18 protein-coding genes are annotated in these 18,967 nt (G+C 67.9%); 8 read left to right on the top strand and 10 right to left on the bottom strand.

The annotated features are described in order from the left end of the window. Positions 1-384: an HIT domain-containing protein gene (locus tag V5734_RS17455; protein ID WP_347310883.1), complete on the top strand. Its 384-nt coding sequence runs from the start codon at positions 1-3 to the stop codon at positions 382-384. A 64-nt stretch (positions 385-448) separates the two neighbouring features. After that, a complete protein-coding gene (locus tag V5734_RS17450; RefSeq protein WP_347310882.1) occupies positions 449-634 on the top strand; it encodes a zinc-finger domain-containing protein in 186 nt (61 codons plus the stop codon). A 49-nt stretch (positions 635-683) separates the two neighbouring features. On the opposite strand, the gene V5734_RS17445 is transcribed toward V5734_RS17450, so the two are convergent. After that, complete coding sequence (locus V5734_RS17445; protein WP_347310881.1) at positions 684-1,082, bottom strand: cupin domain-containing protein; 399 nt, start codon at positions 1,080-1,082, stop codon at positions 684-686. Positions 1,083-1,295: 213 nt separating this feature from the next. On the opposite strand from V5734_RS17445, the gene polA reads away from it, so the two are divergent. Further along, positions 1,296-4,112: a DNA polymerase I gene (gene polA, locus V5734_RS17440; RefSeq protein WP_347310880.1), complete on the top strand. Its 2,817-nt coding sequence runs from the start codon at positions 1,296-1,298 to the stop codon at positions 4,110-4,112. Between the two features lie 90 nt (positions 4,113-4,202). Here polA and V5734_RS17435 read toward each other — a convergent pair whose 3' ends face one another. Both V5734_RS17435 and V5734_RS17430 read right to left on the bottom strand, forming a co-directional pair. Then, positions 4,203-4,892: a helix-turn-helix transcriptional regulator gene (locus V5734_RS17435; protein ID WP_347310879.1), complete on the bottom strand. Its 690-nt coding sequence runs from the start codon at positions 4,890-4,892 to the stop codon at positions 4,203-4,205. After that, a complete protein-coding gene (locus tag V5734_RS17430) occupies positions 4,892-5,260 on the bottom strand; it encodes a VOC family protein (protein WP_347310878.1) in 369 nt (122 codons plus the stop codon). Before V5734_RS17430 ends, V5734_RS17435 begins: the two co-directional genes overlap by 1 nt. Positions 5,261-5,481: 221 nt before the next feature. On the opposite strand from V5734_RS17430, the gene V5734_RS17425 reads away from it, so the two are divergent. After that, positions 5,482-6,417, top strand: a complete 936-nt coding sequence (locus tag V5734_RS17425) for a cation diffusion facilitator family transporter (RefSeq protein WP_347310877.1) — start codon at positions 5,482-5,484, stop codon at positions 6,415-6,417. A gap of 9 nt (positions 6,418-6,426) precedes the next feature. Here V5734_RS17425 and V5734_RS17420 read toward each other — a convergent pair whose 3' ends face one another. Further along, positions 6,427-7,176, bottom strand: a complete 750-nt coding sequence (locus V5734_RS17420) for a hydroxypyruvate isomerase family protein (protein WP_347310876.1) — start codon at positions 7,174-7,176, stop codon at positions 6,427-6,429. A gap of 1 nt (position 7,177) precedes the next feature. Next, positions 7,178-7,777: a DUF1285 domain-containing protein gene (locus V5734_RS17415; protein ID WP_347310875.1), complete on the bottom strand. Its 600-nt coding sequence runs from the start codon at positions 7,775-7,777 to the stop codon at positions 7,178-7,180. Positions 7,778-7,837: 60 nt separating this feature from the next. On the opposite strand from V5734_RS17415, the gene V5734_RS17410 reads away from it, so the two are divergent. The 4 genes from V5734_RS17410 to V5734_RS17395 are packed head-to-tail and all read left to right on the top strand — an operon-like array spanning position 7,838 to position 14,581. After that, positions 7,838-8,842 (top strand): AAA family ATPase, encoded by a 1,005-nt coding sequence (locus V5734_RS17410; RefSeq protein WP_347310874.1) that lies wholly within the window; start codon positions 7,838-7,840, stop codon positions 8,840-8,842. Next, the gene (locus tag V5734_RS17405; protein ID WP_347310873.1) at positions 8,839-9,735 is read left to right on the top strand and encodes a DUF58 domain-containing protein; all 897 of its coding nucleotides are present in this window, start codon (positions 8,839-8,841) and stop codon (positions 9,733-9,735) included. The genes V5734_RS17410 and V5734_RS17405 overlap by 4 nt, the downstream gene beginning before the upstream one ends. Next, the gene (locus V5734_RS17400; RefSeq protein WP_347310872.1) at positions 9,735-12,500 is read left to right on the top strand and encodes a DUF4159 domain-containing protein; all 2,766 of its coding nucleotides are present in this window, start codon (positions 9,735-9,737) and stop codon (positions 12,498-12,500) included. Before V5734_RS17405 ends, V5734_RS17400 begins: the two co-directional genes overlap by 1 nt. Next, complete coding sequence (locus V5734_RS17395) at positions 12,497-14,581, top strand: hypothetical protein (protein ID WP_347310871.1); 2,085 nt, start codon at positions 12,497-12,499, stop codon at positions 14,579-14,581. Before V5734_RS17400 ends, V5734_RS17395 begins: the two co-directional genes overlap by 4 nt. A 142-nt stretch (positions 14,582-14,723) precedes the next feature. Here the strand turns inward: V5734_RS17395 and V5734_RS17390 are convergent, their stop codons facing one another. The 5 genes from V5734_RS17390 to V5734_RS17370 all read right to left on the bottom strand — a co-directional run bounded on the left by V5734_RS17390 (position 14,724) and on the right by V5734_RS17370 (position 18,780). Then, positions 14,724-14,924, bottom strand: coding sequence for a hypothetical protein (locus V5734_RS17390; RefSeq protein ID WP_347310870.1), 201 nt, complete (start codon positions 14,922-14,924; stop codon positions 14,724-14,726). Positions 14,925-15,065: 141 nt separating this feature from the next. Beyond that, a complete protein-coding gene (locus V5734_RS17385) occupies positions 15,066-15,422 on the bottom strand; it encodes a hypothetical protein (RefSeq protein WP_347310869.1) in 357 nt (118 codons plus the stop codon). Between the two features lie 35 nt (positions 15,423-15,457). Further along, positions 15,458-16,159, bottom strand: coding sequence for a DUF599 domain-containing protein (locus tag V5734_RS17380; protein ID WP_347310868.1), 702 nt, complete (start codon positions 16,157-16,159; stop codon positions 15,458-15,460). 87 nt (positions 16,160-16,246) lie between these two features. Further along, the gene (locus V5734_RS17375) at positions 16,247-18,244 is read right to left on the bottom strand and encodes a vWA domain-containing protein (protein ID WP_347310867.1); all 1,998 of its coding nucleotides are present in this window, start codon (positions 18,242-18,244) and stop codon (positions 16,247-16,249) included. Continuing rightward, positions 18,241-18,780 (bottom strand): RNA polymerase sigma factor, encoded by a 540-nt coding sequence (locus tag V5734_RS17370; RefSeq protein WP_347313659.1) that lies wholly within the window; start codon positions 18,778-18,780, stop codon positions 18,241-18,243. The genes V5734_RS17375 and V5734_RS17370 overlap by 4 nt, the downstream gene beginning before the upstream one ends. Positions 18,781-18,967 lie beyond the last annotated feature (187 nt).

The raw sequence follows: 18,967 nt of genomic DNA, 5'->3' as shown, positions 1-18,967 counted from the left end.
ATGGCTTACGCTTACGACGACACCAACATCTTCGCCCGCATCCTGAGGGGCGAGATTCCGAACAAGACGGTGCTGGAGACCGAGCATACCCTCGCCTTCCTCGATATCGGCCCGCAGGCGCCGGTCCATGTGCTGGTGATTCCGAAGGGCAAATACGTGAACTTCGACCATTTCGCGACCGACGCCTCGGCGGACGAGATCGCCGATTTCACCCGCGCGGCCGGCGAGGTCTGCCGGATCACCGGCGTCGGGCCCGGCGAGGGCGGCGCAGGATACCGGACGATTTCCAACGCTGGCGCACATGGCGTTCAGGAGGTGCCGCATTACCACCTGCACATCCTCGGCGGCCGGGTGCTGGGGCGGATGCTGGCGAAACCGGACTGAGGCCGCTTGCCGGCACCGGCGCAATCGTTATCATGCCGCGACCTGACCAGACGGAGTTCCGAAGATGCCCATTCCCGCCCCCGAGACCGAGGTGGTGACCACCTGGAAAGTGGCCTGCGACGGCGGCGAGGGCGCCCTGGGCCATCCGCGCGTCTGGCTGACGATCCCGCACGATACCGGGTTTGTCGAATGCGGCTATTGCGACAAGAAATACGAAATCGACCGCGCACACGCGCACGATGACCACTGAACCCGCATTGGCGGGGACCGGCGCTGCGCCCGTCAGTTGTTCACGGGCGTCAGCGCGGCACGAGTGATTCAAGCTCGGGCAGCAGGACCACGCTTTCCTGTTCGTTCGGATCGGTGCGCGCGATCACGGCGACGGCGGGTTCGGGTCCCTCGTTGAAGGGCAGATGGGGGGTGTCCGCCGGGATGTAGACCAGATCGCCGGCACTCGCCTCCATGACGTGTTCCAGCCGGCTTCCCCAATACATCTTGCTGGTGCCGGAAATCATGTAGATCGCCGTTTCGTGGGATTCGTGCTTGTGCGCCTTGGCGCGACCGCCGGGCGGAATCGTCAGAAGGTGCATGCACACGCCCCGGCTTCCGACCGTTTCCTTCGCGATGCCCCCGAAATAGTCGAAACCCTGCTTGCCCGAATAGGTTCCGCCGGGCCGCAATTTCACGCAATCAGCCATGCTGGATGTCCTCCCTGCGATGCCTCTGCGGACGCAAGGGTAAGCGAAGGGGCGCCCGTCACGCAAACGCATCGGACCGGCCGGCGCCTTCGTGACGAAACGATCCGCGATTGGCTTGCCTACATGTTTGCCGCCGATCGGGCGTGGCAGGGTGGAACGCCGGCCGGGAACGTGACAATACTCTCCCGTCCGACGCGCGAGGGGAGAGGCATCATGACATTCGGCAAGGGCTGCCATCTGCACCTGATCGACGGTTCGGCCTATATCTTCCGCGCCTATCACGCGCTGCCGCCCCTGACCCGCAAGTCCGACGGACTGCCCATCGGCGCGGTGGCGGGGTTCTGCAACATGCTGTGGTCGCAGCTTGCCAATAACAAGGGCGATGACGCGCCGACGCATATCGCCTGCGTCTTCGACTATTCCTCCAAGACCTTCCGCGACGACATCTACGACAAGTACAAGGCCAACCGACCGGAGTTGCCCGAGGATCTGCGCCCCCAGTTCCCGCTGACCCGTGAGGCGACCAAGGCCTTCAACGTCGCCTGTCTGGAGCTGGAGAACTACGAGGCCGACGACATCATCGCCACGCTCGCCCGACAGGCGCGCGAGGCGGGGGGCGACGTCACCATCATCTCGTCCGACAAGGACCTGATGCAGCTCGTCGGCGGCGGGGTCGAGATGTTCGACGCGATGAAGTCGAAGCGCATCGGTGTCGAGGAGGTCGAGGAGAAGTTCGGCGTGAAGCCCGACAGGGTGGTCGATGTGCAGGCCCTGGCCGGGGATTCGGTCGACAACGTGCCGGGCGCGCCGGGGATCGGCATCAAGACGGCCGCGCTTCTCATCAATGAATACGGCGACCTCGAAACCCTGTTGCAGCGGGCGGGCGAGATCAAGCAACCGAAGCGGCGCGAGGCGTTGATCGGGAATGCCGATCTGATCCGGATTTCCAAGCGGCTCGTCACGCTAGACGATCACACGCCCATGGACTGGACGCTGGACGATCTGGAGGTGAAGGCGCCCGAGGCCGAGCCGCTTCTCGATTTCCTCGCGAAGATGGAATTCCGCACGCTGACCAAACGCGTGGCCGAGGCGCTGAAAGCCGAGGCGCCGGCCATCCCCGACGCCCCTGCGGTGCCGGCCAGCCACGATGCCGAGGAGGAACCACAAGTCGCAGCCGAGGGCTTGCCCTTCGATCATGCCAAATACGAATGCATCCGCGATGCCGGCGCGCTCGACCGCTGGATCGCCGTGATCCGCGACCGCGGCTATGTCGCCGTCGACACGGAGACGACGAGCCTCGACGAGATGCGCGCCGAACTGGTCGGCATCTCGCTCTCGGTTTTTCCGGGGGAGGCCTGCTACATCCCGCTCGGCCACCGGCAGGGCGGCGGCGATCTTTTCGGATCGAACGACCTTTCCGACGGGCAGATGGGGCTGGAGGAGGCGCTGGCCTTCCTGAAGCCGGTTCTGGAGGACGAGGCGATCCTCAAGATCGGCCAGAACATGAAATACGACTGGAAGATCTTCGCCCGCCACGGCATCCGTACCGCACCCATCGATGACACGATGCTGATGTCCTACGCGATGTATTCCGGGCTTCACAATCACGGCATGGATGGGTTGAGCAATCGCTATCTCGGCCACGAACCGATCCCGATCAAGAGCCTGCTCGGGTCCGGCAAGTCGCAGATCACGTTCGACCGGGTGCCCGTCGACGAGGCGGTGAAATATGCGGCCGAGGATGCCGATATCACGCTGCGCCTCTGGCAGGCCTTCAAGCCGAACCTGCACCGCGCGCAGGTGACGACGGTCTACGAAACGCTGGAACGGCCGCTGGTGCCGGTGCTCGCCGACATGGAAATGGCGGGAATTCGCGTCGATCCGCACGTGCTGAGCCGCATGTCGAACGCCTTCGCGCAGAAGATGGCCGCGCTCGAGGCGGAGATCCAGGAGCTTGCGGGGGAGTCCTTCAACGTCGGCAGCCCGAAGCAACTGGGCGAGATCCTCTTCGACAAGATGAGCCTGCCCGGCGGCGAGAAGGGCAAGACCGGGGCCTATGCGACGGGCGCCGACGTGCTGGAGGATCTCGCGGCCGAGGGGCACGACCTGCCGGCCCGGGTCCTCGACTGGCGCCAGCTTTCGAAGCTGAAATCGACCTACACCGATGCCCTCCAGACCCATGTCCATCCCGAGACCGGGCGGGTGCACACCTCGTATTCCATCGCCGGCGCGAATACCGGCCGGCTCGCCTCGACGGACCCAAACCTTCAGAACATCCCGGTCCGGACCGAGGAAGGCCGGCGCATCCGGGAGGCCTTCGTCGCGGGGCCCGGAATGCGGCTTGTGTCGCTGGACTATTCGCAGATCGAACTGCGCATCCTCGCCCATGTCGCAGATATTCCTGCGCTGAAGGAAGCGTTCCGCGAAGGGATCGACATCCACGCGATGACCGCCTCGGAGATGTTCGGTGTGCCGGTCGAGGGCATGGACCCGATGATCCGCCGGCAGGCCAAGGCGATCAACTTCGGGGTGATCTACGGGATTTCCGGCTTCGGCCTCGCGCGGAACCTGCGGATTCCCCGCGCCGAGGCGCAGGGCTTCATCGACCGCTATTTTGAACGCTTCCCTGGGATCAAGGACTACATGGACGAGACCGTGGCCTTCGCCAAGGAGAATGGGTTTGTCCGGACCCTCTTTGGCCGCAAGATCCATACGCCGGAGATCAATGCCAAGGGGCCGCATGCCGGCTTCGCCCGCCGCGCGGCGATCAACGCGCCGATCCAGGGGGCGGCGGCGGATGTGATCCGCCGGGCGATGATCCGGATGCCGTCGGCGATCGCGGGCCTGCCGGCGACGATGTTGTTGCAGGTCCACGACGAACTGCTGTTCGAGGTCGAGGAGGGCGGCGTGGACAGGCTGATCGCCGTCGCGCGCGAGGTGATGGAAGGCGCGGCCCACCCAGCCGTGCATCTCGATGTGCCGCTTGTCGTCGATGCAGGACAAGGCGCGAACTGGGCCGAGGCGCATTGAGGGGGACGCCCTCGGGGGGCATCGAACCCCCGTTCGGTCGCGGGCCGCGCGGCCCGGGCCCCCGCGCATGTATCGGGGGAACGAAGACTTTCAGGCCTCGCGCCGGCAGGCCTCGCTTTTCAGGAAGGCCTTGAGGCTCTTGTCCGGTTCCGGGCGGAAGGGGCCGGCTTCCTCCGCCCCGGCGATCCGGTCGATGCGGAACATGCGGAAATCGTCGCGGAGTTCGCACCAGGCGACGAGCGTCCAGACCTTGCCCCAGAACCACAGCGAGAGCGGCCGGACCGTACGTTCGCTGGCCTGCCCGTCCGCATCGCGGTAGCGGAGGTTCAGCTTCCGGTGCGCGGCGGTCGCGCGGTCGAGCCGGTCGATCATCGTCCGGTCGGCCCCGGTCAGCGCGCCCGCGTCGTGGGCATGGATGGATACGGTGGCAGGGCTGTCGCGCAGGGCGTCGGGCAGGACGGCGGCGATCTTGGTCAGCGCCTCCTCGGCGGCAAGCGCCATGTCGGCGCCGCCGAAGCTGCGGACCATGCGCGCGCCGGTGACGAGCGCCGCGATCTCGTCGCGGGAGAACATCAGGGGCGGCAGGTCGTAGCCCGCGCGCATCAGATAGCCGATCCCCGCCTCGCCGTCGATCGGCACGCCGGAGCCGATGAGGTCGGCGATGTCGCGGTAGATCGTGCGCTCGCTGACCTCCAGCCGCTCGGCGAGGATGCGCGCGGTCAGGAGCCGGCCGCCCCTCAGATACTGGACGATCTGGAAGAGGCGGTCGGCACGGCGCATCAGGCGGCCTTCGGCTCGAAAAGGCCGATGGAATTGCCGTCGGGATCCTCGGCATAGACGAAGCGGCCGGGCGGGATGGTGATGACGTCGCCCATGACCGTGCCGCCGGCCTTGCGGCAGCGGATCGCCGCGTCCTCGAGGCGATCCGGGATGGCGATATGCACCGTCGGGCCGTTGCCGGTGGCGGGCTTGCCGGGATAGAGGTGCCCGCCCGCCGTCTCCATGTCGTTGCCGAGGATGGCCATCGGATTGGGCCCGCTTTCGTCGATTGTCATCTGCCAGTCGAAGACGGCGTTGTAGAACGCGACTGCCTTCTTCATATCCGAAACCGGAATTTCGCTCCAGACGACAGTGGTTTGGGTTTCCATGGCAGGGCTCCTTTGCTGCTGTTTGCGGGCCCCTTGTCGCACAGGGCTCCTGACAGCCTTGCGTCAGGAGCCTTGTGTGCCGTCCGACGCCGTCTTGCGTCATGGGCGGGGAAGGCGCCCACGTCGGCGACATGTCCCTCGCGGTGCGTCAGGCGCGTAACCGCAGGTCGGGCTTGACCCTGCCGGTCGTGTGGGCACATCTGAGGAAAAGGAGAGAGTGAATGCCGCACGACCACGGGCACGGGGGCCATGCCCACCATCATCATGGTCATATCCCCGAAGGGGCCGGCGATCGCAACGTGGCGCTGGCGATCGCCGTCAACCTCGTCCTCACCGTCGCGCAGATCGTGGGGGGCCTCTTCGCGGGGTCCGTCGCGCTGATCGCCGATGCGATCCACAATCTTTCGGACGCCGTCTCTCTCGTGATCGCGTTCGTCGCGCGGCGGATCGCGCGACGGCCGGCCGATGCGCAGATGTCCTTCGGCTACGGCCGGGCAGAGATCGTCGCGGCCCTGGTCAATTACACGGTCCTGATCGTGATCTCGATCTGGCTGGGCTACGAGGCGGTCGTCCGGCTTCTCGATCCACCGGTGGTCGCGGGCGGGATCGTCGTCGTGCTGGCGGCCGTGGCGCTGGTCATCGACCTTGCGACGGCGCTCCTGACGTGGCGGCTCGCGAAGGAGAGCACGAATATCCGCGCGGCGTTCCTGCACAACCTGGCCGATGCGGGAGCGTCCGTCGCGGTGATCGTCGGGGGGGCGCTGATCTGGGCCTTCGACTGGCGGCTGGCCGACCCGCTCATCACGCTTCTCATCTCGGGCTGGATCCTCTGGCATGCGATGTCGGAGATCGGTCCGGTGATCCGCATCCTGATGCTCGCCGCGCCGCCCGAGGTGGAGGCGGCCGCCGTCCGGCGCGCGATCGCGGCGGAAGAGGGTGTCGAGGATGTTCACCACCTTCATCTGTGGCAGATGGACGAACGCCGGTCCTCGGTCGAGGCGCATCTGGTGCTGGAGGAAGGAACCGATTTCGCCGAGGCGGTGCGCCGGGTGAAGGCCCGCGTGGCGGGCGAGTTCGGCATTCTCCATGCTACCTTCGAGACCGAGACCCGCGCCTCGGGCTGCGCCGGTCCGGAATGCCCGGTGCGTGGCGGGTGACGGAAGGGTTCAGCGCATCCAGCCGAGCCCAGCCTCGGTTGGGCCGGCGGGGGCGTATTCGCCGCTGATCCAGCCCGCGTATCCGCCCGCGTCGAGGCGGGCGAAGAAGGCGGGATAGTCGATCTCTCCGCCCGTCGGTTCGTTTCGGCCGGGGAAGCCGGCGACCTGGATGTGCCGGGCGCGGGCGCCGTGGGCGGCCCAGGTTCCCATGACGTCGCCGGTGATGCGGTGGGCGTGAAAGGCGTCGAACTGGAGGCCGAGATTCGGGGCGGCCACCGCATCGAGGATTCGGGCGGCCAGATCATAGTCGGCAAGGAAGTAGCCCGGCATGTCCTGCCGGTTGATCGGCTCGATCGTCAGGCTTTGCTTCGGCGCCCTTGCGGCAGCCCACCGCAGGTTATCGGTGAAGCAGGCCTCGGCGTCCGGCCCTTCGGACGCGCCGGCCATGATGTGGATGTGGCGGGGCTTCAGAACCTGCGCATAGCGAAGCGTCCGGTCGAAATCGCGGCGGAAACGGTCCTGAAGGCCGGGGATGGCGGCGAAGCCCTGCGGCCCGCCGGTGGCGTTCGGGGGCGGGCAGTTCATCAGGACGAAGGTGAGTGCGTTCCAGACGAGCTGGTCGCGCATTTCCTGTGCCGGGCAATCGTAAGGAAAGAGCACCTCGACCGCGTCGAAACCGGCTTCCTTCGCGGTCTTGAACCGCTCCATGAACGGCAGATCCGTGAAGAGCCACGAGAGGTTGGCGCAGAATTTCGGCATGTCAGCCGAGATCCGCCGACGGGATGACGGGAAAGAACGTGCCGCCGGACCAGAGGCCGAACCAGCTTGTCCCGTCGCGGTCCTCGTGCGCCCCAAGCTCGATCAGGCGGTAGAAGGTCTTGCGGTCGATCAGCGCCTCGAGGTTGGCGCGGACAAGGACATAGGGCGAGGGCTCGCCGGTCCCGGGATCGCGGACGACACGGATCGGGTGGTCGGGGCCCGCGACCACCACATCCTCGACATTGGTGGTGAAGGTCAGGACCTGGTCGCGCCCCGTGCCGGTCGCTTCGGCGTCCACCGCGACGAACGGCGCGTCGACGACGCGGATTCCGACTTTTTCGACCGGGGTCACGAGGAAATAGTCGTCGCCATCCTTGCGGATGATCGAGGAGAAGAGCTTGACCAGCCCGTGCCGGCCGATCGGGGTGCCGAGGTAGAACCAGGTGCCGTCGCGGCGGATCTCCATGTCGAGGTCGCCGCAGAAGGGCGGATTCCACAGATGGACCGGGGGCGGCCCTTTCTTGCCGGCGGCCTTGGCAGCCGCTGCGAGGTTTTCCGCCGAGGGTTTCACGATCAATTGTTCCTTCCTCGGTTTTGTCATTGGTGGCGCGCAGGAATTCTGCCTTTATGCTGGGCAGTACAGCAAGAAGGAGCGTTTGTCATGACCGAGCCCGCCGATCTTCTGGCCGACATCGAAGCCCTGGGCGAAAAGATCGCCGAAGCTCGGCAGGCCGTGGGGCGGCGTTTCATCGGGCAGGAGCGGGTCGTCGAGTTGTCGCTCGCCGCCCTTCTTTGCGGGGGCCACGGGCTTCTGGTCGGTCTGCCCGGCATGGGCAAGACCATGCTTGTCGATACGCTCGGCACCGTTATGGGGCTCACTTCGGGCCGCGTTCAGTTCACGCCCGATCTGATGCCGGCGGATATCCTCGGCTCCGAGGTGCTGGAGACGGCGCAGGACGGCACACGTTCGTTCCGGTTCATCGAGGGGCCGGTCTTCTGCCAGCTTCTGATGGCGGACGAAATCAACCGCGCCTCGCCCCGCACCCAATCCGCGCTTCTCCAGGCGATGCAGGAACGGCAGGTGACGGTGGCGGGCCAGCACCGGGCGTTGCCAAGGCCGTTCCACGTCCTCGCCACCCAGAACCCGATCGAGCAGGAGGGGACCTATCCGCTGCCCGAGGCGCAGCTCGACCGCTTCCTCGTGCAGATCGACGTCGATTACCCCGACCGCGCGACCGAGCGGGACATCCTTCTGGCCACGACCGGGGTCGAAAATCAGGTGTCGCCGACGATCTTCACCGCCGACGAGCTGATCGCCGCACAAACGACGGTCCGCCGGATGCCGGTGGGCGACAAGGTGGTGGAGCTGATCCTCGACCTCGTCCGCGCCTGCCGGCCGGGCGAGGCAGAGGCCGGCCAAGCCGTGTCCGGCAGCGTGAGCTGGGGGCCGGGGCCGCGCGCGGCGCAGGCGCTGATGCTGACGGTCCGGGCGCGGGCGCTTCTCAACGGTCGCCTCGCGCCATCGGCCGACGATGTGCTGGCGCTCGCGCGTCCGGTTCTCAGCCACCGGATGGCATTGTCCTTCGCCGCCCGGGCGCGTGGCGAAAGCCTTGCGTCGATCATCGACGGCGTCGCCCGCGACGTCACCCGCGCCGAGGCGGCATGACCGAAGCCGCGCCCCATTCGGCCCGGCCCGCCGGGCTCAGGCGGCAGGCGGAGGCGCTGGCCTCGACCCTGCCGCCCCTGATGGCGGATGCGCGGCATCTGGCGGCGACCGTGCAGCTTGGCGAGCATGGGCGCCGGCTGTCGGGCATGGGCGACGAGTTCTGGCAATACCGCCCTGCCCATGCGGGCGACGAGGCGCGGGCCATCGACTGGCGCCGGTCGGGTCGGGCCGACGCCCAGTTCGTTCGCGAAAAGGAATGGCAGGCGGCGCAGTCGGTCCATCTTTGGGTTGACGATGCGCGCTCCATGGAATTCACCGGCGATCCGAAGCGGCAGGCCAAGGCCGACCGGGCCCGGCTGCTGGCGCTGGCGCTCGCCGTCCTTCTGATCCGCGCCGGAGAACGGGTCGGGCTGGCCGATCCGATTGCCCCGCCGCGCTCGGGCGAGGTGCAGCTTCTGCGGCTCGCACAGGCCTTTACCCGCGCGGCGGGCAAGGCCGATTTCGGCGCGCCCGAGGCCCGGGCGATCCTGCCGGGATCGCGGGCCGTGTTCCTGTCGGACTTCATGGGCGACCCGGATTCCGTCGAAAAGGCGCTGGGCCGGGCGGCGGACAAGGGCGTGACCGGCATTCTGATGCAGGTACTCGACCCGGTCGAGGAGGCGTTTCCCTTCGACGGGCGCACGATCTTCGAAAGCATGGCCGGCACGGTCAGCCATGAGACCCGCAAGGCCGGCGACCTGCGTGACCGCTATCTGGCGCGGCTTGCCGAGCGGAAAGACCGGCTCGCCACTCTCGCGCGGCAGGCGGGCTGGCTCTTTACCACCCATCACACCGGCGACCCGGCGCAAGCCGCGCTTCTCTGGCTTTACGCCGCGCTCAGGAAGGACGGCTGATGCTGGTCCTCGGCCCCATCGGCTTCACCGTGCCCTGGCTGCTTTGGGGCCTCGCCGTGCTGCCGGTCCTGTGGTTGTTGCTCAGGGCCATTCCGCCTGCGCCGATCCGGCGGCGGTTTCCGGGCGTGGCGCTGCTTCTCGGCCTGCAGGACGAGGAACAGCAGGCCGATCGGACACCGTGGTGGCTTCTCCTGATGCGGATGATCGCGATCGCGGCGATCATCGCCGCCTTCGCCGGGCCTGTCCTAAACCCCGAGGAAAAACCGGCGGGCGAGGGGCCGCTCCTGATCCTGACGGATGGCAGCTGGGCCTCGGCGCGGGATTGGAGCCGCACGACCGCGCGGATCGGCGCGGCCCTGTCGGAAGCCGGGCGCATGGGGCGGCCGGTGGCGCTTGTCTCGCTGACCGACGTGCCGGCGGACGGGCCGACCTTCGCCGCCGCCGACGCGGTCGCGGCGGGCCTGCCCTCCGTGCAGCCGATGGCGTGGGAGCCGTTGCTGGCGGGCATGGAATCCCTCGCGGCGACGTTGCCGGCTGGCGATTTCGACACGCTCTGGCTGTCGGACGGGATCGACCGCGAGGGGCGCGCGGCGCTTCTTGCCGCGCTCGACGCGCATGGTGCGGTGACAGCCGTTGAAAGCGCCCGCAACGTCCTGGCGCTCGGTGCGGCGGGGTATGAGGGCGGCACGGTGTCGGCCCGTATCCTCAGGGCGCGGACCGAGGGGCCGGGCAGCGCCGATATCGTGGCCCACGGTCTCGATCCGGCGGGGATCGAGCGGGAACTGGCGCGGGCGCCGGCCGAATTCGCCTCCGGCGAGGGCGTTGCGATGGCCGAGTTCGACCTGCCGCCGGAACTCAGGAACCGCCTGACGCGGTTCGAGGTCGCGGGCGAGGCGACGGCCGGTGCCGTGGCGCTCGCCGACGACGCGCTGAAGCGGCGCAAGGTGGCGCTTGTCACCGCCGGCACCGGGCGCGAGGGGCTGGAGCTTCTGGCCCCCGGCCATTACCTGCGGCAGGCGCTGGTGCCGACGGCCGACCTGATCGAGGGCACGATCGGCGACGTGCTGCTGGCCAATCCCGACGTGATCATCCTTGCCGACATCGCCAAGGTGGCGGAGGTCGAGGATGTCACCGACTGGATCGAGGAAGGTGGGCTTCTCGTCCGCTTCGCGGGGCCGCGCCTTGCCGCCTCCGATGTCGGCCGCGACACGCTCGATCCCCTGTTGCCGGTGCGGCTTCGGGTCGGCGGTCGCGCCGTCGGCGGCACGATGAGCTGGGGTGAGCCGAAGGCGCTGGCACCGTTCCCGGAAACCTCGCCCTTCGCGGGGCTGGTGGCGCCGGCGGATGTCGCGATCTCGGCGCAGGTCCTTGCCCAACCCGGTCCGGATCTGGCCGAGGCGACGATCGCGACGCTGGCCGATGGCACGCCGCTTGTCACCCGCCGGCAGATCGGCGACGGGCAGGTCGTCCTCTTCCACGTGTCTGCCAATGCCGAATGGACGAACCTGCCGCTTTCCGGTCTCTTCGTGCAGATGCTGGAGCGGCTGGCGATTTCAAGCCGCGCCGCGCGGCCCGAGGTGGCGGAACTGGCGGGCACCATCTGGGTCGCGGAAAAGGTGCTGGACGGGTTCGGCGCGCTTGGAGAGGCAACGGAGCTACCCGGCGTGCCGGGGGAGCGGCTGGCCGAGGCGCGGACCGGCCCCGATTTGCCGCCGGGGCTCTACGCCTCCGGCGACCGGCAGCTCGCGGTCAACGTCATCGCCCCGGATCGCGTGCTGGCCGCCACCGGCTGGCCGGCCGGCGTGGCGGTCGAGGGGTTGACGGTCGCGCGTGAACTGCCGCTGAAAGGCTGGGTGCTTGGCGCGGCGCTGGCGCTGCTCATGGCCGACCTCATTGCCTCGATGGCGCTTGCCGGGCGGCTTCGGGGGCCGCGCGCCGGGATCGCGGCGGCGCTTCTCCTGCTCTTGCCCGTCCTCGCCCCCGGCGATCTCAGGGCGCAGGGGGCGCTCGACGACAAGGTGGTGAAGGCGGCCGGCAACGTCGTCCTCGCCCATGTCCTCACGGGCGACGCGGAGACCGACCGGGTGGCCGAGGCCGGGCTATGGGGCCTTTCAGAAGTGCTCTTCGCCCGCACATCGGTGGAGCCGGCCGAACCGCAGGGGGTCGACCTCGAAACCGACGAGCTTTCGGTCTTCACCTTTCTCTACTGGCCGGTGACGGCGGGGCAGGGGGCGCCGTCGCCCGCGGCCTATGCCAAGATCAACCGCTACCTCCGGACCGGCGGCATGATCCTTTTCGACACCCGCGACGGCGACGTTGCTGGCTTCGGCGCCGCCTCGCCCGAGGGGCGGCGGTTGCAGGCGCTGGCCGCTCCGCTCGACATTCCGCCCTTGGAGCCGATCCCGAAGGACCATGTGTTGACCCGCAGCTTCTACCTTCTGCAGGATTTCCCCGGCCGTCATGCCGGCCGCGCCGTCTGGGTCGAGGCCGCGCCGGTGGACGCCGAACTGGCCGAAGGGATGCCGTTCCGCAACCTCAACGACGGGGTGACGCCGGTCGTCATCGGCGGCAATGACTGGGCGTCGGCCTGGGCGGTGGACGAACAGAACCGGCCGATGTTCCCGGTGGGGCGCGGCCTGGGCGGCGAGCGGCAGCGCGAGATCGCGTACCGCTTCGGCGTCAACCTGATCATGCATGTGCTGACCGGCAACTACAAATCCGACCAGGTCCACGTGCCCGCGCTTCTCGAAAGGCTCGGGCAATGAACGGGCAGGTGGTTTTCGATCCTCTGGTCCCCTGGCCGCTGATCTGGGGCATGGCGGCCCTTGCCGCGGCCTTCATCGGTGTCGCGCTCTGGCGCGGGTTTGCCGGGTGGTGGCTCCGCGCGCTCGCCGCCCTCGCTGTCCTCGCCGCCGTCGCCCAGCCGTCGCTGCAACGCGAGGACCGGCGGGCGCTGTCGGATATCGTGATCCTTGTCGTCGACGAGAGCGCGAGCCAGAAGATTTCCGACCGCGCCGAGCAGACGGCGTCGGCGGTGGCGCGAATCGAGGCGGAGGTAGCGGCCCTTCCGGACACCGAGCTTCGCAAGATCACAGTTGGCGATGGCGCCGAGGATGCCGGGACCTTGGCGATGACTGCCCTGTCGCAGGCACTAGCCGAAGAGCCACGCGCGCGCGTCGCCGGAGCGATCCTCATCAGCGACGGGCAGGTCCATGACCTCGACCTCGCCCCCGACATGCCGGCGCCCCTCAACGTCCTCCTGACCGGCCATGACAGCGATTGGGACCGGCGGCTTCTGATCAAGACTGCGCCCGCCTTCGGCATCATCGGCGAGCCCCTGAGCCTCACGCTCCGCATCGACGAAGAGGGGCGGATGCCCGCTGCCGAGGCCGGGCGCCGGGTGACGCTCCAGATCGCCATCGACGGGGGCGAGGCCGAGGCCTATTCGGTGCCGGTCGGCGAGGATCTGGACCTGCCGCTGGTTCTCGATCATGGCGGCCAGAACGTCATCCAATTGACGCTCGAGACCGCCGAGGGCGAGTTGACCGACCGCAACAACATGGCCGTCGTGCAGATCAACGGTGTCCGCGACCGGCTCCGCGTGCTTCTCGTCTCGGGGGAGCCCTATGCGGGCGAGCGGACCTGGCGCAACCTCCTGAAGTCGGACAGCGCCGTCGACCTGGTGCATTTCACGATCCTGCGGCCGCCCGACAAGCAGGACGGGGTGCCGGTCTCGGAACTGTCGCTGATCGCCTTCCCGACGCGCGAGCTTTTCGTCGAGAAGATCAAGGAATTCGACCTGATCATCTTTGACCGCTACCGGTTGCGCGGCATCCTGCCTTCGGCCTACCTCGACAATATCCGCGACTATGTCGAAACCGGCGGCGCGGTTCTGGTCTCGGCCGGACCCGACTTCGCCTCGGTGGAGAGCCTTTACCATTCCGGCCTTGGCGACATCCTGCCGGCGCGGCCGACCGCGCGGGTGATCGACGGTCCGTTCCTGCCGCGCGTCTCCGCCCTTGGGGAGCGGCATCCAGTGACGGAGGGGCTTGAGACCTTCGCGCCGGAGGGCGGTGAGGCGGGCACGGTCGGCGATCCGCACTGGGGCCGCTGGACCCGCTATATCGACCTGACCGACCCGATCGGGCAGGTCGTCATGGACGGCCCCGACGGCGCCCCGCTTCTGATCCTGAACCGCGTCGGAGAGGGGCGCGTGGCGCTTCTCGGCTCCGATCAGGCGTGGCTCTGGGCGCGGGGTTTCGAAGGCGGCGGGCCGCAGCTCGAACTCCTGCGGCGGCTGGCGCACTGGATGATGAAGGAGCCGGATCTGGAGGAAGAGGCGCTGACCGCGACGGCGCATGGCAATGTGCTGACGATCACGCGGCGGACGCTCGAGGAGGGCGGGCGCGAGGTGACGGTGACCGCGCCCGACGGGACCTCGACGCAGCTTGCGCTTCAGGAAGCCGCGCCGGGCCGGTTCGAGGCCGATTACGCCGCGCCGGACCTCGGGCTTTACCGGCTTTCGGATGGCGAACTGGAGCGGGTGACGGCGCTTGGCCCCGCCGCGCCGCGCGAGTTCGAGGAAACGATCGCGACCGAAGAACGGCTGGACCCGGCGGTGACGCCCACCAATGGCGGATTCCTGTCGCTGGAAGACGGCGCGCCGGACGTGCGCGTGGTGCGCGAAGGCCGCCCCGCCGCGGGGCGCGGCTGGATCGGGATCACCCCGCGCGGAGCCTATCAGACGATGGATATCCGCGTGAGCCCGCTGCTGCCGGCGTGGCTCTTCCTCTTGATCGCGGCGGGGCTCAGCATCGCGGCCTGGCTGCGCGAAGGCCGACGCTGAAGTCCGGTCCGGCTTGCCAATCGGCATGCCGAACCCGACGTGCGTCAAGACCCAGATTATCCGACGGGATACAGATCCACGCGGGTCGGGATTTCAGGATGTGATCGGCAAGATGGACGTCAAACCGCCTTGCCGGCGAAGGTCAGACGGGAACGTTGTCCCACATCGCCTCTGCGTCGTTGCAGAGCGTCAGGAGGCGCAGCTGCGCGCGGCGCTGCTCCGGGGACACGGCATCGCCGAACTTGTGGCGAAGCTGGCCCTTCAGTTCCTCGGCCCGTTCAGGGTTCGCGAGAAGGTCATCGACAAACAGATCAATCTCGTCACGACGCTGCGTCTGGCTCATGTCATCCTCCCGGTGAGTGGCAGCACTCAGAGCACGCATTTGTGGCGGCAACATAAAGGTAGCATGACGAAATCGATTCTCTCTACTCTTGGTTGTCAAAAAACGACCGATGCGGCAATATACCGCCGAGGAGAGCCGGTCTTACCGCGCAAGGTCAAGGCGTGTCGGCGAAGCGACCCAGCCGTCGAGCGTGCAGCGCGGGCGGATCAGCACGTAGTCGATGCCGGCAGGAATGTTGACGCCAGAGAGGCTGCGGGTGAAGGGCTGTTCGTCGACGTGAGGATGCGTCAGTTCGCGGTATCCGAGCCGAGTGCCATCGGGGGCGAGCACTTCCCACCCGCTGGCATAGTGATCCCATCCGGTATCGGGATGGCGGAGCGTGACCGCAAACGTCCAGCCAGACGCGCCGGGCCGTGCCTCGGCAGAGACGACCACGGGGGCTTCGGCGAAGGCGGGGCCGGTGGCGATGAAAAGCGCGGCAAGGATCGGTCGATGCATCGCCCAAGACTGCCATGTCCGGCGCGTATCGGCGATCACTTTGGTGTGCTTTTCATCAGGACCTTGCGCGAGAGCGACGCGAACTCGCGCCGCCAGAGCACCGTGAGCGTCGCCAGTGTGGCCAGCGCGAGGGCGATGGGCCCGAGAATCCAGGCCAGCGACCCGAGCGCGAAATAGATCGCGCGCAGGCCCCGGTTGAAGCTTCTCGCGGCAAAGATGTTCACGTCGGCCGCCTGTTCGGCGCGGGGATAGGCGAGCGGATCGGCCGGATCGTTGGGCACCGCCGCCATGAGGATGGCGCAATACCCGAAGAGCCGATGCGACCAGACGAATTTCAGGAAGGCATTGGTGAGGAAGAGGATCACGACGATGATCTTCGCCTCCCATACGGCGGCCGGGGCCGAGGCGAGCGTCAGGTCTTCGGCCAGCCCCAGAAGCCGCTCGGTATCGCCGATCAGGGCCACGCCGCCGCCGATTGCGATCATCGTCGCCGAGGCGAAGAAGCTCGTCCCCTGCCTGAGGTTGTCCATGATCGCCGCATCGAAGATGCGCGGGTCGCGGGTGACGAACTGGCGCATCCATTCGCGCCGGTAGCCGACCATCAGCCCTGAGACCGAGGGCCGGCGGGCGGGCGCGTGTTCCACTAGGAGCCCGAAACCGAGCCAGGCGAGGAGGAGAAACGCGAGCGCGGCCAGATCGGCGGTCGTGAGATGTCCGGTGGCGATGAGATCGGTCATGGCCGTGACACTAGCGCGCTTCGTACGGCTTGGGAATCGCCGCCGCGCAGATGGACGCGGCGGCGATGTTGCCGGGGCCGGGACCCGTCAGCGGGCGAGGCTTTGGCCGAGGCGCATCAGTTGCACCGCCTCGGCGCGGTAGCCGAACGGATCGTCGCCCTTCGCTCCGTTCGCAAGCGCGATTGCCTCGTCCCACCCCCAGGTCCCGAGATATTTAGGCCCGGAGAGAAGCTGGCCCATGCCGGCAATGGCGGCGGCGAAACGGGCATCTGTATCGGCCTCGCTCGGGGTTGCCGGTATCGGGGTTTCGACGAGTTGCGAGGTGGACCCGCCCGGCGCCTTGTAGCGCAGCTTCAGGAAGCCGAGTTCCGCCGCCGGGCCGCCGTCAGGCGCCGATCCATAGCGCAGGGGGTCGGAAAGCCGGGCGGGCGATCCGACCGGTGTCACTTCGTAAAGCGCGGTCACCTGATGGCCCGCGCCGATCTCGCCTGCATCGACGCGGTCGTTGTTGAAATCCTCGCGCGCCAAAGCGCGTGTCTCGTAGCCGATCAGCCGGTATTCGGCGACGGCGGCGGGGTTGAATTCGATCTGGATTTTCACGTCGTCGGCGATGGGGAAGAGCGCGCCGGAAAGCTGGTCGACCAGCACCTTCTGCGCTTCGGACAGCGTGTCGATATAGGCCGCCGTGCCGTTGCCGTTCTGGGCGAGCGCCTGCATCGTCGCGTCGTCGAGATTGCCGCGCCCGAATCCGAGGACCGACAGATAGGTGCCGCTTTCGCGCTTCTTCGCGATGAAATCCTTCAGCGCTTCGGGATCGGACAGACCGACGTTGAAATCGCCGTCGGTGGCGAGAAGAATGCGGCGCACATGCCCGTCGCCGCCCATGCTTTCGGCGACGGCGTAGGCCTGTTGCAGCCCGTCTTGCCCGGCGGTGGCGCCGCCGGCGTCGAGCCGGTCGAGCGCGGCGAGGATCGTCGTCTGGTCAGAGGCCGCCGTCGGCTCCAGCACCAGCCCGGCGGAACCGGCATAGGTGACGATGGCCACCCGGTCCGCGGGACGAAGCTGGCCGAGCATCAGTCGGAAGGACTGTTTCAGGAGCGGCAGTTTCTTCGGGTCGTCCATCGAGCCGGACGTGTCGATCAGGAAGACGAGGTTCAGCGGCGGGCGGTCGTCGGTCGCGGGCAGGACGCCTTGCAGGCCGATCCGGAGAAGCTGTGTGTCGGCGTTCCAAGGCGTCTGGAACAGGCTGACCGATGCGCGGAACGGCGCTTCGCCCGGTTCGGGGGCGGCGTAGCCGTAAGGGAAGTAGTTCACCATCTCCTCGATCCGCACGGCCTCCTTCGGGGGAAGCTGGCCGTTCGTGAGCGAGGAGCGGATGACCGAGTAGGACGCCGTGTCGGTGTCGACGGAGAAGGTGGAAACGGGGTCCTCGGCCGCGATCTTCACCGGGTTGGGGGTGGCGCTGGCATAGGCTTCTGTGTCTGGGCGTGATGGCGCCAGACGTGTGTCCTCTGCCGGCGCTGCCAGGCTGACCGGCGGCGCAGCGGCGAAATTGCCGGAAATCACGCCCACCTCGCGGCTACGGGCGAGGGATTGAGGCGCTGCTTCGAATACAGGCTCCGCCGCGGGCATCGCGTCGGACAACGCCGCATCGGCCTCGGCCATGTCGGCGCCCGCCGGCGCGTTGGCCTTCTGGGCGGTGCCGCGCAGCGTGGCGGTTTCCTCGGCCGGGGCGGGGGGCGACACTTCCACAATCGTTCTGTCGAACGTATCGGGATGGGGCTTCGGTGATGCGATCTCGCGCTGGATCTGCGGCCAGAGCGTGATGGCCACGCCGATTGCGGCGATCGAGGCGGTGGCGGCGAGGGCCGGGCGGCTCGTCATTTTCGAAATCATCTCGCGTACTCCTGTCAGAAAGCCCGCCCGTCCGGGGCGGTCCGACATGGGACGCGTCCTGGTCGCGGTTTCTTGGTGGCGGTCGAAATTTTCCATCGCGCGGCGCAGGGCTTCGGCCTTCGCTGCCGGTTCCGGGGCAGGGGATGCGGATTTCAGACCCGCGCGCAGCTTGTCGAATTCGTCGCTCATAGCATGCCCTCCGCCCGCGCCATCTCGCGCAGGCGTTTCTTGACCTCGCTCATCCGCCAGGCGACCGTTCCTTCGGAGACGCCCAGCACCTCGGCGGCCTCCTTCTGGCTCAGGTCCTCGCCCAGCGTCAGGGCAACCGTGTCCCTCAGTTCCCGCGTCAGCCGCGCCATCGTTGTGGCGAGCCAGTCCTGCGCCTCGGCCTCTTCGGCGATCCCGGCGCGGCGGTTCGCTTCCCAGTCGCCCCAGCCATCCGCGGCCCTCCGATGCGTGGCCACCCGGCGTCGGCGGTCATGGGCGGCGTTGACTGTGACCCGGTAGAGCCAGGTCGTGAACCGCGCCTGCTGCCGGAAACTGCCGAGCTTGGCCGGCAGGGCGCAGCAGATGTCCTGGGTCAGGTCCTCGGCCTCGGCCCGGGTGCCGGTCAGGCGGAAGCAAAGCCCGAAGATGCGGTCGTAATGCCGATCGAGAAGCGCCGCGAAGGCATCGCGGTCTCCTCCTGCGGCGGCAATCGCCAAAGCCTCGTCCGGGGTTTGCATGCGCATGACAGGACTATGACGGGCGCCGGGCGTCAATCCTTGGCCGGAGGCCGAAATAATCCGGGTATGACCCGAAACGGATTGCGGGGCGTGTGGTGTCCGTGCCTTGCGGACTGTCGATTTTCGGCCGCGTCGGCGATTGATTCCGATCAGTCCCGAAGGCGGAGGCGAGTGGTAAAAAGATCAT

Origin of the sequence: Defluviimonas sp. SAOS-178_SWC, assembly GCF_039830135.1 — a bacterium.
In the GTDB taxonomy this organism is placed as follows: domain Bacteria; phylum Pseudomonadota; class Alphaproteobacteria; order Rhodobacterales; family Rhodobacteraceae; genus Albidovulum.
This window is presented reverse-complemented; position numbering and strand designations above follow the sequence as displayed.

Excerpts from the sequence above, each read along its gene's own strand:
- V5734_RS17455 (WP_347310883.1), top strand. The coding sequence starts at position 1 with ATGGCTTACGCTTACGACGACACCAACATCTTCGCCCGCATCCTGAGG.
- V5734_RS17450 (WP_347310882.1), top strand. The coding sequence starts at position 449 with ATGCCCATTCCCGCCCCCGAGACCGAGGTGGTGACCACCTGGAAAGTG.
- V5734_RS17445 (WP_347310881.1), bottom strand. The coding sequence starts at position 1,082 with ATGGCTGATTGCGTGAAATTGCGGCCCGGCGGAACCTATTCGGGCAAG.
- polA (WP_347310880.1), top strand. The coding sequence starts at position 1,296 with ATGACATTCGGCAAGGGCTGCCATCTGCACCTGATCGACGGTTCGGCC.
- V5734_RS17435 (WP_347310879.1), bottom strand. The coding sequence starts at position 4,892 with ATGCGCCGTGCCGACCGCCTCTTCCAGATCGTCCAGTATCTGAGGGGC.
- V5734_RS17430 (WP_347310878.1), bottom strand. The coding sequence starts at position 5,260 with ATGGAAACCCAAACCACTGTCGTCTGGAGCGAAATTCCGGTTTCGGAT.
- V5734_RS17425 (WP_347310877.1), top strand. The coding sequence starts at position 5,482 with ATGCCGCACGACCACGGGCACGGGGGCCATGCCCACCATCATCATGGT.
- V5734_RS17420 (WP_347310876.1), bottom strand. The coding sequence starts at position 7,176 with ATGCCGAAATTCTGCGCCAACCTCTCGTGGCTCTTCACGGATCTGCCG.
- V5734_RS17415 (WP_347310875.1), bottom strand. The coding sequence starts at position 7,777 with ATGACAAAACCGAGGAAGGAACAATTGATCGTGAAACCCTCGGCGGAA.
- V5734_RS17410 (WP_347310874.1), top strand. The coding sequence starts at position 7,838 with ATGACCGAGCCCGCCGATCTTCTGGCCGACATCGAAGCCCTGGGCGAA.
- V5734_RS17405 (WP_347310873.1), top strand. The coding sequence starts at position 8,839 with ATGACCGAAGCCGCGCCCCATTCGGCCCGGCCCGCCGGGCTCAGGCGG.
- V5734_RS17400 (WP_347310872.1), top strand. The coding sequence starts at position 9,735 with ATGCTGGTCCTCGGCCCCATCGGCTTCACCGTGCCCTGGCTGCTTTGG.
- V5734_RS17395 (WP_347310871.1), top strand. The coding sequence starts at position 12,497 with ATGAACGGGCAGGTGGTTTTCGATCCTCTGGTCCCCTGGCCGCTGATC.
- V5734_RS17390 (WP_347310870.1), bottom strand. The coding sequence starts at position 14,924 with ATGAGCCAGACGCAGCGTCGTGACGAGATTGATCTGTTTGTCGATGAC.
- V5734_RS17385 (WP_347310869.1), bottom strand. The coding sequence starts at position 15,422 with ATGCATCGACCGATCCTTGCCGCGCTTTTCATCGCCACCGGCCCCGCC.
- V5734_RS17380 (WP_347310868.1), bottom strand. The coding sequence starts at position 16,159 with ATGACCGATCTCATCGCCACCGGACATCTCACGACCGCCGATCTGGCC.
- V5734_RS17375 (WP_347310867.1), bottom strand. The coding sequence starts at position 18,244 with ATGAGCGACGAATTCGACAAGCTGCGCGCGGGTCTGAAATCCGCATCC.
- V5734_RS17370 (WP_347313659.1), bottom strand. The coding sequence starts at position 18,780 with ATGCAAACCCCGGACGAGGCTTTGGCGATTGCCGCCGCAGGAGGAGAC.